At 71.3% G+C, this 13,106-nt stretch carries 12 protein-coding genes; 3 read left to right on the top strand and 9 right to left on the bottom strand.

Annotation, left to right across the window (positions count from 1 at the left end; genetic code table 11):
• Positions 1–7: 7 nt before the first annotated feature.
• Entirely contained in the window at positions 8–1,054 is a 1,047-nt protein-coding gene (locus tag OG406_RS29750) for a S66 family peptidase (RefSeq protein ID WP_329188707.1), read from the bottom strand.
• A gap of 101 nt (positions 1,055–1,155) precedes the next feature.
• Here OG406_RS29750 and aroQ point away from each other — a divergent pair, with 101 nt between their 5' ends.
• Positions 1,156–1,629 (top strand): type II 3-dehydroquinate dehydratase, encoded by a 474-nt coding sequence (aroQ, locus tag OG406_RS29755; RefSeq protein WP_266612751.1) that lies wholly within the window; start codon positions 1,156–1,158, stop codon positions 1,627–1,629.
• A gap of 3 nt (positions 1,630–1,632) precedes the next feature.
• Here the strand turns inward: aroQ and OG406_RS29760 are convergent, their stop codons facing one another.
• The 5 genes from OG406_RS29760 to OG406_RS29780 form a co-directional block, all read right to left on the bottom strand.
• Positions 1,633–2,400 carry an amino acid ABC transporter ATP-binding protein gene (locus OG406_RS29760; RefSeq protein WP_275411120.1) on the bottom strand — a complete coding sequence of 256 codons (768 nt, stop codon included), beginning with the start codon at positions 2,398–2,400 and terminating at the stop codon, positions 1,633–1,635.
• Positions 2,397–3,308, bottom strand: coding sequence for an amino acid ABC transporter permease (locus tag OG406_RS29765; protein ID WP_329188713.1), 912 nt, complete (start codon positions 3,306–3,308; stop codon positions 2,397–2,399). The genes OG406_RS29760 and OG406_RS29765 overlap by 4 nt, the downstream gene beginning before the upstream one ends.
• Positions 3,305–4,189 carry an ABC transporter substrate-binding protein gene (locus OG406_RS29770; RefSeq protein WP_164375480.1) on the bottom strand — a complete coding sequence of 295 codons (885 nt, stop codon included), beginning with the start codon at positions 4,187–4,189 and terminating at the stop codon, positions 3,305–3,307. Before OG406_RS29770 ends, OG406_RS29765 begins: the two co-directional genes overlap by 4 nt.
• Positions 4,190–4,333: 144 nt before the next feature.
• Positions 4,334–4,990 (bottom strand): MBL fold metallo-hydrolase, encoded by a 657-nt coding sequence (locus OG406_RS29775; protein ID WP_164375481.1) that lies wholly within the window; start codon positions 4,988–4,990, stop codon positions 4,334–4,336.
• 10 nt (positions 4,991–5,000) lie between these two features.
• A complete protein-coding gene (locus tag OG406_RS29780) occupies positions 5,001–5,690 on the bottom strand; it encodes a maleylpyruvate isomerase family mycothiol-dependent enzyme (protein WP_329188717.1) in 690 nt (229 codons plus the stop codon).
• A 224-nt stretch (positions 5,691–5,914) separates the two neighbouring features.
• On the opposite strand from OG406_RS29780, the gene uvrA reads away from it, so the two are divergent.
• Positions 5,915–8,962: an excinuclease ABC subunit UvrA gene (gene uvrA, locus OG406_RS29785; protein ID WP_266612744.1), complete on the top strand. Its 3,048-nt coding sequence runs from the start codon at positions 5,915–5,917 to the stop codon at positions 8,960–8,962.
• Between the two features lie 152 nt (positions 8,963–9,114).
• On the opposite strand, the gene OG406_RS29790 is transcribed toward uvrA, so the two are convergent.
• Both OG406_RS29790 and OG406_RS29795 read right to left on the bottom strand, forming a co-directional pair.
• Positions 9,115–10,026 carry a carbohydrate kinase family protein gene (locus OG406_RS29790; RefSeq protein ID WP_326843432.1) on the bottom strand — a complete coding sequence of 304 codons (912 nt, stop codon included), beginning with the start codon at positions 10,024–10,026 and terminating at the stop codon, positions 9,115–9,117.
• Positions 10,023–11,090 (bottom strand): LacI family DNA-binding transcriptional regulator, encoded by a 1,068-nt coding sequence (locus tag OG406_RS29795; RefSeq protein WP_266849217.1) that lies wholly within the window; start codon positions 11,088–11,090, stop codon positions 10,023–10,025. Before OG406_RS29795 ends, OG406_RS29790 begins: the two co-directional genes overlap by 4 nt.
• A gap of 338 nt (positions 11,091–11,428) precedes the next feature.
• On the opposite strand from OG406_RS29795, the gene OG406_RS29800 reads away from it, so the two are divergent.
• Positions 11,429–11,854 carry a Rieske (2Fe-2S) protein gene (locus OG406_RS29800; protein WP_329188721.1) on the top strand — a complete coding sequence of 142 codons (426 nt, stop codon included), beginning with the start codon at positions 11,429–11,431 and terminating at the stop codon, positions 11,852–11,854.
• Positions 11,855–12,069: 215 nt separating this feature from the next.
• On the opposite strand, the gene OG406_RS29805 is transcribed toward OG406_RS29800, so the two are convergent.
• Positions 12,070–13,023 (bottom strand): hypothetical protein, encoded by a 954-nt coding sequence (locus OG406_RS29805; protein ID WP_329188723.1) that lies wholly within the window; start codon positions 13,021–13,023, stop codon positions 12,070–12,072.
• Between the last annotated feature and the right edge of the window lie 83 nt (positions 13,024–13,106).

Genomic DNA, 13,106 nt, shown 5'->3' on the forward strand with positions numbered 1-13,106 from the left:
GCGCGGGTCAGTAGGTGACCGTGATGCGCCGGGCGGGACCGTCGACGCGGACCGTCCCGCCGTACGGGATGACGAGCTGCGGATCGGTGTGTCCGAGGTCCACGTCGAACACGACCATCATGTCCGGGGCGTAGCGGTCGACCGCGCGGCGGACCGCTTCCCGCTGGTCGCGGACGTAGCGGGCCCGGTCCGCGGGGGCGAGCGGCCGGTCGAACGACCAGGCCTTCGGCCGGCCCATGAGCAGGGCCGGGAAGCGCCCCAGCAGGCCTCGTTCGCCCATACCGCGCAGGATCCAGTACACGTCGTCGGCGCGGGGCATGTCCTCCGAAGTCTCCAGGAACAGCACATGACCGTCGTACACGGAGAGGTCGTGGGGGATCTCGCGGTCGGCCATCAGCAGCCACGACAGGATCTCCAGGTTGCCGCCCCAGGAGCGGCCCTCGACCACCCGGTCCGGGCGCACCCACGTCCAGCCCGCGCCCGGCTCCGTGCGCGGCTCGCGGGCGAAGGTCTCCGGGTCGTCCCAGGGCAGGTCGACCTCCCGGAACCGCTCCGCGGGCCCCAGCTCGTAGGGCCCGGAGGTGAACAGGGCGGCCCGCACGGACTCGGCGGTCAGCGGGTCCATGGCGCCGGGTCGGCCGAACTCGCACATCACCGTGGCCCCGTGGTACCCGACGATTCCGGCGTTCCACAGGAAGGCGAGGACGTTGGTGTTGTCGCTGAAGCCGAAGAACGGCTTGGGGTTCGCCCGGATCAACTCCCGGTCCAGCAGCGGCAGCACGGTGATCTGGTCGTCGCCCCCGATGGACGCGACGACCGCCTTGACCGTCGGGTCGGCGAACGCCGCGTGGAGGTCGTCGGCCCGTTCCCGCGCCGAGGAGCCCATCGTCCGGGTCGTCGGATACTCGACGGGTTCCAGCCCGAACGTCCCGCGCAGTCGCTCCAGGCCCAGTTCGTACGGCAAGGGGAGCAGCCCCGGCAGGCCGCTGGACGGGGAGAGCACGGCGATGCGGTCGCCGGGCACGGGCTTGGGCGGGTACACGGGCCTGAACATGGCGCGAGGATACGAGCGGTCACCCGTCGGGTGCATCGTGATAAACCGGGTGCGAGCAGCGGTCCTCGACGGGCCGGCCGACCCGAAGGACCGGAGGAACCGTGCCCCGCACCCTCGCCAACGCCCCGATCATGATCCTCAACGGGCCCAACCTGAACCTGCTCGGGCAGCGCCAGCCGGAGATCTACGGCCGTGACACGCTCGCGGACGTGGAGGCGCTGTGCGCCAAGGCGGCGTCGGCGCACGGGGGCACGATCGACTTCCGGCAGTCCAACCACGAGGGCGAGCTGGTGGACTGGATCCACGAGGCCCGTCTGCACCACGCGGGGATCGTGATCAACCCGGCCGCCTACTCGCACACCTCCGTCGCCCTCCTGGACGCGCTCAACACCTGCGACGGGCTGCCCGTGGTCGAGGTCCACATCTCCAACATCCACCAGCGCGAGGAGTTCCGGCACCACTCGTACGTCTCGCTGCGGGCCGACGGGGTCATCGCGGGCTGCGGCGTGCAGGGGTACGCGTTCGCCGTGGAGCGGGTGGCGGCACTGGCCGGTGCCGGGCTGGCCGCCACCTGAGCCTCACAGCCGCCCGGCGTCCACGATCCTCTTGAGGAAACGCCGGGTGCGCTCCTCACGGGGGTCGCCGAAGACCTCCTCGGGCGTGCCGCGTTCCAGGATCACCCCGCCGTCCAGGAAGCACACCTGGTCCGCGACCTCCCGCGCGAAGCCCATCTCGTGCGTGGCGAGGACCATGGTCATGCCGTCCTCCTTGAGGTCCCGGACGACGCCCAGGACCTCGCCGACGAGTTCGGGGTCGAGAGCGGCGGTGATCTCGTCGAGGAGCAGCAGCCTCGGGCGTACGGCCAACGCGCGGACGATCGCCGCCCGTTGCTGCTGACCGCCGCTCAGCCGGTCCGGGTACTCGCCCGCCTTGGCGCCGAGCCCGAGCCGTTCGAGCAGCTCACGCGCGTGTGCCTCCGCCTCCGCGCGCCCCGTGCCGTGCACCCGGCGCGGGGCGAGGGTGACGTTCTCCAGGACGGTCATGTGCGGAAAGAGGTTGTACGCCTGGAAGACCACGCCGATCCGCCGCCGCACCGCGTCCTGGTCGGCGCGCGGGTCGGTGATCTCCTCGCCGTCCAGCCAGATCGCCCCGTCGTCGACCTCCTCCAGGAGGTTGGCGCAGCGCAGCAGGGTGGACTTGCCGGACCCGGAGGCGCCGATGAGCGTGGTCACGGTGTGCGGGGCGACCTCCAGATCGACGTCCCGCAGGACGACCGTGCCGCCGAACGTCTTGCGCACGGACTCCATGCGCAGCATCGGGCCGCCGGGGGCGGATGCCGTGCTCATACGGTGCCTCCCTGGCCGCGGCGCCGGTCCATGCGCGCGGTGACCCAGTCGGTGAAGCGCGTCATGGGGATGGTCAGGGCCACGAAGAGGAGCGCGGCGACGATGTACGCCGTGTAGTTGAGGCTCCGGCCCACGATGATGTCCGCCGAGCGCATCGCCTCGACCGCGCCGCCGATGGAGACGAGGCTGGTGTCCTTCTGCAGGGACACCATGTCGTTGAGGAGCGGCGGGACCTGGCGGCGTACGGCCTGCGGCAGCACGACATGGCGCAGGGTCTGCCGGTTCGTCAGGCCCAGCGAGCGTGCGGCGGCCCGTTGCGAGGGGTGCACGGACTCGATGCCCGCACGGACGACCTCGGCGACGTACGCGGCGTACGTCAGCACCAGGCCCGCACCGCCGAGCAGGACCGGGTCGTCGGTGACCCCCTGCAACTGCAGGGCGGGGACACCGAACACGACGATCGACAGGCAGATGATCAGCGGCAGGCCGCGGAAGAAGTCGGTGTAGGCGGTGGCGAGGGCGCGCACCGGCCAGTACATCGGGCCTCGCAGGGTGCGTGCCACGGCTATGAGGGTGCCCAGCACCAGCACCAGCGCGCCGCACACGACGAACAGCCGGAGGTTCAGCCACAGGCCTTCCAGGATCTTCGGGAAGGCCTCCCGCGCGAAGGACGCGTCGAAGAACGTCTCCTTGGTGCGCGGCCAGCCCGGTGCGCCGACGACGACGAGGTACAGCACCACGGCGACGACCAGCGTGGACAGCGCGGCGACGGCGGCCGAACGGCGGGCCCGGGCGCGCCGGTGCCGCTCGCGCTCGATCCGCCGCGGCGAGGGAACGTACGGGTCGGCGCCGCCGGGCATGTCGCCCTCGGCGGCGTCCCCTCCCGACTCCTCCTTCACTGCTGTCACTTGAGCACCGGGGCGTCGACGGCCTCGGACAGCCACTGCTTCTCGATCCTCGCGAGCGTGCCGTTCTCACGGAGGGCGTCCACGGCCTTCGTCACGCACGAGGTCAGCGCGCTGCCCTTGTCGAGGACGAGCCCGAACTGCTCGGGCGTCCCGCCCTGGTTCTCGAACTGCCCGACGATCTTCGCGTCCGTCACCTCGGCGGCGGTGATGTAGAAGGCGGTCGGCAGGTCGGTGACGATGGCGTCGACCTGGCCGTTCTTCAGCGCGGACTTGGCCTGGTCGTTCTTCGCGTACGCCGCGGGAGACCTGGTGGGCTTCACCACGTCGTCGATGTAGTCGAGGCTCGTGGTGCCGACCTGCGCGCCGAGCTTGAGGCCCTTGAGGCCGGCGAGCCCTGTCGCCTTCGCCGCCTTGGAGCCCTTCAGCGCGATGACGGCCTGGCGCACGTCGTAGTAGCCGGACGAGAAGTCCACGGCCTTCTTGCGCTCGTCGCTGATGGACACCTGGTTGATGTCGAAGTCGAAGGTCTTGCGGCCGGGCGCGAACGCCTTGTTGAAGGGCACGCTCTGCCAGACGACGTCGCCGCGCGCGTAACCGAGCTGCTTCGCCACGGCATAGGCGACCGCCGACTCGAAGCCCTTGCCGTTCGCGGGCTTGTCGTCCTCGAACCACGGTTCGTACGCGGGTTCGTCGGTCGCGACGGTGAGCTTGCCGGCGGTCCGCGTGCCCGACGAGCCCTTGGCGCAGGCCTCGGCACCGCTTCCGGAGGCCTTGCCGGACGCCTTCTCCTCAGGCTGCGGGGCGCAGCCCACGGCGAGGGCGAGCAGGACGACGGTGCCGGCGGACGCGGCGCGGGCCAGGGCGCGTTGAGCGAGATGCATGGCGGGAGAGTGACAGCGAACCGTGCCGTCTGTCGAGGTCACGGCGGTAAATGTCCGCATGGTGGGAACGGGTGTTGCAATCCCGTGAACACGTAGGGCGTGTCCGCCCCCGCACCGCGGCGGGGGCGGGGAACGAGCCCGGGTTCACCAGCCCCGCGCGCGCCACTCCGGCAGGTGGGGGCGCTCGGCGCCCAGCGTGGTGTCGTTGCCGTGTCCCGGGTAGACCCAGGTCTCGTCCGGCAGCACGTCGAAGATCCTCGTCTCGACGTCGTGCAGGAGACTCGCGAACGCCTCCGGGTCCTTGCGGGTGTTGCCCACCCCGCCGGGGAAGAGGCAGTCGCCCGTGAAGACATGGGGGTGACCGTGCGGGTCGTCGTAGACGAGGGCGACCGAGCCCGGCGTGTGGCCCACCAAGTGGCGCGCGGTGAGGCGCACGTTCCCCACGCGGACGGTGTCGCCGTCCTCCAGGAGGACGTCGGTCGGGACGGGGATGCCGTCGGCGTCCTCCCGGCCGGCGTACGTCCGCGCGCGCGTGGCGGCCACGACGTCCGCGAGCGCCTGCCAGTGGTCGCCGTGCTGATGGGTGGTCACGACCGAGGCGATGCCGTCGTCGCCGATCAGGGTGAGCAGGGTCGGGGCGTCGCTCGCCGCGTCGATCAGGAGCTGTTCGTCGGTGGCCCGGCAGCGCAGCAGATAGGCGTTGTTGTTCATCGGGCCGACCGCGACCTTGGAGATCATCAGGTTCTGCAGCTCGTGCACGTCGGCAGGGCCGCCGACCTTCACCGCTCCGCTGTACGTCATGGCGGCCAGCCTATAGCGGGGGCAGGGCCGGCAGCGGCCCGCCGTCGACGGTCAGCGCCGAGCCGTCGCGGCGCCCGCAGAGCCAGCCGAGCAGGTCGGCCGCCGTGCCCCGGACCGCGACGGGGCCGCCCGTGGCGCCTCCGCCGGTGGTCCACGTGCGGCCGGTCTCGGAGGCCAGTTCCGTCGAGGGCACGTCCGGGTGGCCGGCGAACCGCTCCACGAGGAAGTCGATCTCGCGGTCCGTGAACTCCTCCGGCAGGTCCTCCAGCTCGTACCCGGTCCCGAGGTCCACGTGGTGCAGCTCGGCCTCGACCCATCGCCGGAACGGCACCCGGGCCGCGGTGTCGGTGACGCCGTTGCGCAGTTCCACCGTGCGCGACCAGTCGGCCGGCGTGGCCCCCACGTCCTGGAAGCGGGCCGCGCTCTCGCGGACGTCGGCGAACTGTGCGTCGAGGGGTCGCGGGGCGTCCCGCTCGATGTCGGCGTCGCGGGCGGTCGCGGAGGCGTACATGGGCCGGCCCTCCAGGACGTTCACGAGGGCGTCGGCGTTGCGGGCGACGTGGGCGAGCACGTGCCCACGGCTCCAGCCGGGAAGCCGTGACGGTTCCGTCACAGAGGCGTTGTCCAGTCCGGCGGCTGCGGTGAGCAGCCGATCCGTCGCGGCACGTACAGATGCCAGGTCGCGCACATGATCAATCATGGGGCCGACCCTAGCTCCGGCACACGTTCGGGTGAAGGTGGTCGGCCGCCCCCGTAAATCGAATGCACGTGCTATACGCTCGTGAACGGCGTCGGGCATGCTGGACGGTCCGGGATTGTTGTGAACCAACGAAAGCAACCGGCGCTGTCAGTGGCTCGCCCTAGTCTGGGAAAGACGGGGGCCCGCGGCCCCTGTCACCACTCTCAAGAAAGGTGCGGACCGGCGTGGCCGACCGTCTCATCGTCCGTGGAGCGCGCGAGCACAACCTGAAGAATGTCTCGCTCGACCTCCCGCGCGACTCGCTCATCGTCTTCACGGGCCTGTCGGGGTCGGGCAAGTCCTCCCTCGCCTTCGACACGATCTTCGCCGAGGGCCAGCGGCGCTACGTGGAGTCCCTCTCCTCGTACGCACGGCAGTTCCTCGGCCAGATGGACAAGCCGGACGTGGACTTCATCGAAGGCCTCTCCCCGGCGGTCTCCATCGACCAGAAGTCGACCTCGCGCAACCCGCGCTCGACGGTCGGCACCATCACCGAGGTCTACGACTACCTGCGGCTTCTCTTCGCCCGCATCGGGAAGCCGCACTGCCCCGAGTGCGGCCGCCCCATCTCCCGGCAGTCCCCGCAGGCCATCGTCGACAAGGTGCTGGAGCTGCCCGAGGGCAGCCGTTTCCAGGTGCTGTCGCCGCTGGTCCGCGAGCGCAAGGGCGAGTTCGTCGACCTCTTCGCCGACCTCCAGACCAAGGGATACAGCCGTGCCCGGGTCGACGGCGAGACCATCCAGCTGACCGAGCCGCCCACGCTGAAGAAGCAGGAGAAGCACACCATCGAGGTGGTCATCGACCGCCTCACGGTGAAGGACTCCGCCAAGCGCCGGCTCACCGACTCCGTGGAGACCGCGCTCGGCCTGGCCGGCGGCATGGTCGTGCTCGACTTCGTCGACCTCCCCGAGGACGACCCCGAGCGCGAGCGCATGTACTCGGAGCACCTGTACTGCCCGTACGACGACCTGTCCTTCGAGGAGCTGGAGCCCCGCTCCTTCTCCTTCAACTCGCCCTTCGGCGCGTGCCCGGACTGCAGCGGCATCGGCACACGCATGGAGGTCGACCCCGAGCTGATCGTCCCGGACGAGGAGAAGTCCCTCGACGAGGGCGCCATCCACGCATGGTCGCACGGGCACACCAAGGACTACTTCGGCCGGCTGATCGGGGCCCTCGCCGACGCGCTGGGATTCCGCACCGACATCCCCTTCGCCGGCCTGCCGCAGCGCGCCAAGAAGGCCCTGCTCTACGGCCACAAGACACAGATCGAGGTCCGCTACCGCAACCGGTACGGCCGCGAGCGGGTCTACACCACGCCCTTCGAAGGGGCCGTCCCCTTCGTCAAGCGGCGCCACAGCGAGTCCGAGAGCGACGCCAGCCGTGAGCGCTTCGAGGGCTACATGCGCGAGGTGCCCTGCCCCACCTGTCACGGCACGCGCCTGAAGCCGCTCGTCCTCGCGGTGACGGTCATGGAGAAGTCCATCGCCGAGGTCTCCGCCATGTCGATCAGCGACTGCGCGGACTTCCTGGGCCGGATGAAGCTCAACGCCCGTGACAAGAAGATCGCCGAGCGCGTCCTGAAGGAGGTCAACGAACGGCTGCGCTTCCTGGTCGACGTCGGCCTCGACTACCTGTCGCTGAACCGAGCGGCCGGCACCCTGTCCGGCGGCGAGGCCCAGCGCATCCGGCTGGCCACCCAGATCGGCTCCGGACTCGTCGGCGTGCTCTACGTCCTCGACGAGCCGTCCATCGGCCTGCACCAGCGCGACAACCACCGGCTGATCGAGACCCTCGTCCGCCTCCGGGACATGGGCAACACGCTCATCGTCGTCGAGCACGACGAGGACACCATCAAGGTCGCCGACTGGGTCGTCGACATCGGCCCCGGCGCCGGTGAACACGGCGGCAAGGTCGTCCACAGCGGTCCCTTGAAGGAACTGCTCGCCAACTCCGAGTCGATCACCGGGCAGTACCTGTCGCGGAAGCGGGAGATCCCCACCCCGGACGTGCGCCGCCCCACCGACCCGAGCCGCAGGCTCACGGTGCACGGCGCCCGGGAGAACAACCTCCGGGACATCGACGTGTCGTTCCCGCTGGGCGTCCTCACGGCCGTCACCGGCGTGTCCGGCTCCGGCAAGTCGACCCTGGTCAACGACATCCTGTACACGCACCTGGCCCGCGAGCTGAACGGCGCGAGGAACGTGCCGGGCCGCCACACGCGCGTGGCGGGCGACGACCTCGTCGACAAGGTCGTGCACGTCGACCAGTCGCCGATCGGCCGCACCCCGCGCTCGAACCCGGCGACGTACACCGGAGTCTTCGACCACGTCCGCAGGCTGTTCGCCGAGACCACCGAGGCGAAGGTGCGGGGCTATCTGCCCGGCCGCTTCTCCTTCAACGTCAAGGGCGGCCGCTGCGAGAACTGCTCGGGCGACGGCACTATCAAGATCGAGATGAACTTCCTGCCGGACGTGTACGTCCCCTGCGAGGTCTGCCACGGGGCGCGCTACAACCGGGAGACCCTGGAGGTCCACTACAAGGGCAAGTCCATCTCCGAGGTCCTCGACATGCCGATCGAGGAAGGGCTCGCCTTCTTCGAGGCGGTCCCGGCGATCGCCCGCCACCTGAGGACGCTGAACGACGTCGGCCTCGGGTACGTCCGGCTCGGTCAGTCCGCGCCGACCCTGTCCGGCGGTGAGGCCCAGCGCGTCAAGCTCGCCAGCGAGCTCCAGAAGCGTTCCACCGGCCGCACCGTGTACGTGCTCGACGAGCCGACCACCGGTCTGCACTTCGAGGACATCAGCAAGCTCATCACGGTGCTGTCCGGCCTGGTCGACAAGGGCAACACGGTCATCGTGATCGAGCACAACCTGGACGTCATCAAGACGGCGGACTGGGTCGTCGACATGGGCCCCGAGGGTGGCAACGGCGGTGGACTGGTGGTCGCCGAGGGCACTCCCGAGGAGGTCGCCGGCGTTCCGGCCAGCCACACCGGCAAGTTCCTGCGCGAGGTCCTCGGCGCCGACCGGATCAGCGACGCCGCTCCGGTGAAGGCGCCCCGCAAGGCGGCCGCCAAGAGGGCGGTCGCGGCCAAGGCGCCCGCCAAGAAGACGGCCACGAAGACCGTCACCGGCGCGGCCACCAAGGCCGCCGCCAAGAAGACCGCCGCGCAGTCGACGGCGGCGAAGAAGGCGGCACCCGCGAAGAAGACCACGCGGGCACGCAAGGCCTGAGCGGACGCCCGGCCGGGCGGACGGCGACTCACCGACGGCGGCGCCCCGCGGATCTCTCCGCGGGGCGCCGCCATGTCACGCCGGGCCCCGGTTTCGGCGCCGTTGTGGCCGCGGTCCGCCCCGCGCGCGGACCGGACGGCTGCCGCCCGGTGTCAGGCAGCGCCGAGCTCCGAGGCGTACGGCGGTTCCGCACCCGCCCGCGAGCAGGTGATCGCCGCGGCACGGGCCGCGAAGCGCAGCAGGTCGGTCCAGCCCTGCGGGCCCAGCTCCGCCGTCGCCGCGGAGGACAGGGCGTCCCGGGCGGCCAGGCCGTGCAGCAGTGCCGCGTTCACGGTGTCACCCGCGCCGATGGTGTCCACGACCTCCACCGCCTCACCGGGCACGGAGTGCACCGAACCGTCCCGGGTGAAGGCGGTGAGCCCGTCGCCACCCCGGGTGACCACCACGGCCGCCGGTCCCGCGGCCAGCCATTCCCGCGGTGTGCCGCCGAGCCACGCGGCGTCCTCCTCGGACAGCTTCAGCAGGGACACCGAGGGGAGCCAGCTCAGGAACCGGGCGCGGTAGGCGTCGGGATCCGGGATCAGGCCGGCGCGGATGTTCGGGTCGAGCGCGGTGAACACCCCCTGTGCGGCGGACTTGCGCATCAGCTCCTCGTACGCGCTCGCGCCCGGTTCCAGCACGAGGGAGCAGGTGCCGAAGGACACGGCCCGAGCGGCGTCGGGGAGAGCGACGGGAGTCGAGAACAAGCGGTCCGCCGTGCCCTCGACGTAGAAGGAATAGGCGGCCGAACCGTCCGGTCCTATCGTGGCGGCGGCCAGCGTCGTCGGCTCGTCGCCGCGCTGCACGGACGACACGTCGACGCCCGCTCCGGTCAGCCCTGCCAGGAGCGCCTCGCCGAACGCGTCGCGCGAGACGCGGGAACAGAAGGCGGTGGGCGAGCCGAGGCGGCCCAGCGCCACGGCCGTGTTGTAGGGGCCGCCGCCGAGACGCGGCAGCAGGCCCGCCAGGGCGCCCGCGCCCTGCGGCACCAGATCGATCAGGGCCTCACCGGCGACGACGATCACGACGTGGTTCCTTTCCTGGGGGCCTCATGGCTTTCGGGGAGCGTGGAGTTGTCGGGACAGCCGCACGAGGTGCGGTGGACGAACGTGGCGGGCAGCCGCACGGTGCGGCTCTCACGGCCCGGCTCCGCCAGTCGCTCCAGGAGCAGTTCGACGGCGCGGGCACCGATCTCCTTGCTGGGCTGGGCGATCGCGGTGAGCCCGGGGCTGAACAGGTCCGCCCAGGAGAAGTCGTCGAAACAGCACAGGGCCAGGTCCTTCGGCACGGACAGTCCTCGTTCGCGCAGCGCCCGCAACGCGCCGATCGTCATGGCGTTGTTGGCGGTGACGAGGGCGGTCGGCCGCGCCGTGAGGGACAGCAGCCGGTGGGTGGCGTGCTCGGCCGTGTCCGTCCGGGACTCGCCGTGCGCGACGAGCCGTTCGTCGTAGGGGAGCCCGGCGTGGGCGAGGCCGAGCCTGTACCCCGTGACGCGCTCTGCCGTGGTGCTCAGCCCCGGGAGGCCGGCGACGAGCCCGATGTGCCGGTGTCCCCGTCCCGCGAGATGACTGACGAGGGCCGTCATGGGTGCGGTGTTCTCGGTGCCGACCTGGTCGTGGCGGAAGCCGCTCCCGGCGGGGGAGCGCACCGTCCGGTCCAGGAACACGGTCGGTACGGCGTGCTGCCCGAGATAGCGCAGCAACGCCTCCGGGGTCGCGGAGGGGGCGATGATCATGCCGTCCACGCGCCGCTCGTGCAGCAACTGGACGATCTTCCGCTCGTGTTCCGGGTCGTCGTGCGGATCGGCGATGAGCAGGGTGTATCCGCCCTCCAGAGCGCGGGCCTCGACACCCTGCAGGATCTCCGTGAAGTACGGGTTGCTGATCGCCGAGACGGCGAGCCCGATGGACCGGGTGCGCGAGGTGACGAGCGAACGGGCCAGGGTGTTGGGCGTGTAGCCCAGCTCGTCGATCGCGTCGAGGACGGCCTGGCGCGTCCGCGGCAGAACAGGGCGTGTGTCGTTCAGGACGTGCGACACCGTCGCGATGGACACGCCCGCACGCCGGGCCACGTCGACCATCGTCGCCATGGCGCTCCCTCCCCGGGACCTGGTGGCTCGCTCCGGGGACGTCGTCGTCCCCGCGCCGACGGGGCGCCGCTTCGCCCGTGACCCGAGGGTGTCCGGGCGTGCGGAGCCAGCCGTCCGCCCGCGAAGGTATCCCATCCGGCACCGCACGTAAACGCTTACGTAAAGGATCCATGGGCTCGCTCGGTGCGGGCGTAAGCGTTTACGCGGGCCGGCTGGCCGCGCTCACCCGGCGTCGGGCGGAACGATCTGTGCCGGTATCGTCGCCCTGCGCCCCCGTGTCACGCCGGGCGGAGCATCCGCACAGTCACCGAATCACCGACCAGACCAGGGGAGATGCCATGCCGGGGCGTCCGTCCGCGAGCCGTCGCACCGTCCTGAGGGGAGCGGCGCTCACCCCCGTCGCCGGGCTCGGACTCGCCGCGTGCTCCGGAGGCGGCGGCGGGGGAGCCCCCGCGACACCGACCGCCCCGGTCGTGCTGGGTGCCGAGAGCGAGGTCGCCAAGGGCGGTGCCGAGCTCTACCAGGACCAGAACGTCGTGGTCAGCCGCGCCGAGGACGGTTCGCTCACGGCGTTCAGTTCGATCTGCACGCACGCCGGGTGCGCCATCAACAAGCTGGACGGCACGACACTCGTGTGCCCGTGCCACGGAAGCGAGTTCGACGCACGGACGGGCAAGGTGCTGAGGGCGCCGGCCACCGAGCCGCTCAAGGCGCTGACCGTCGAGGCGAAGAACGGCAAGATCGTCGCCGGTCCGGAGGCCTGAGTACCGGTCCTCGGCCCGGGCGAGGTCCGGGTACGCGCTCGGAGGACCAGGGGCTGGCCCGGAGGGGTCCCGCGGGCGGGCTCGGGGGTCCCGGCGGCGGAGGGGGAGTTCCGTGCCGGCTGTCCACCGGTCCGGCCGAGCGGAGACAGGCCCGAGACGGTCACGCCCCGGGACGGCCAGGCCCCGAGACGGTCACGCCCCGAATGGGCGGCCGGTCACTCCCAGTCCCACCCGATGCCCACGATCCCCGACCGCACGCGGGGCTCGACCAGGTGCACGGAGTGATGACGGCCGCTCAGCGCGAGTTCCTGGCGGCCGCTGCGCGGCGCGGCAGCCGAGTGCTGGGTGAAGCGATGGCAGCGCACGGGAAGCGCGTCCTCGGCGAAGTGCACCTGGAGCGCGTACTGTCCGCCGGCGAAGCCGAACCCGCGGACGTACTCGCTGGACGTCCCGGCTGTCCCGTCCTCGAAGCCGTAGCGGAAGAGAAACGTATCGCCTGCTCGGAGCCGGATGTCGAAGAGGAGTTCGGCGACGAGGATCCCCGTGTCGTGGTGCCGGCGCACCCGGCCCGTACGGCAGTTCTCCAGGGCGAGGACCGCCGTGCTCTCCGGGTCGCATCCCGGGTCGCCGTGGTGGACGGCCACATAGCGGTCGACGCCGTCCTTGTGGGCGCGCACGATGTGCTGCGACTCGCGGCCGAGCAGTTCGCGCCGGGCACCGATGCGGACCCGCTCGTGATGGCCGATGGTGTGCAGGCCGCCGTCGAGAGGCGACTCCAGTTCGGCGAGCAGACCCTCCAGGACGCCGGAAGCCTCCACCAGGGAACGGTAGGAGCGGCCGGTGGGACGCTCCGGGTCGGCGCGCTCCTCGGCCTTGGCGAGCAGGCGTATCAGGGATTCGTCGGGCAGCTGAAGTATCTCCTCCAGGGCGCGGACTGCCCGCAGGGACTCGGGGCGCTGCGGCCGCCGGGCGCCCTGCTGCCAGTAACTCAGGCTCGTCACCCCGACCTTGACCCCGTAGCGCGACAGATGGTGCTGGACGCGTTGCAGCGGCAGTCCGCGGGCGGCGATCGCGGCACGCAGCGCGACATGGAACGGGCCGCCGCGCAGGGCCGTGTCCAGTTCCGCCGTGCCGATCTCCGCGTCCGCGTGGTGTGTGCCGTGCCGCATGCAGGGGCCTTTCTGTGAATGTTCACTGCGGCTGACCAGGCCGTTCGTGCGATGGTCGGGCCGCCTGGTGGGCGCGCGGGGAC

Source organism: Streptomyces sp. NBC_01428, from assembly GCF_036231965.1.
Lineage (GTDB): Bacteria > Actinomycetota > Actinomycetes > Streptomycetales > Streptomycetaceae > Streptomyces.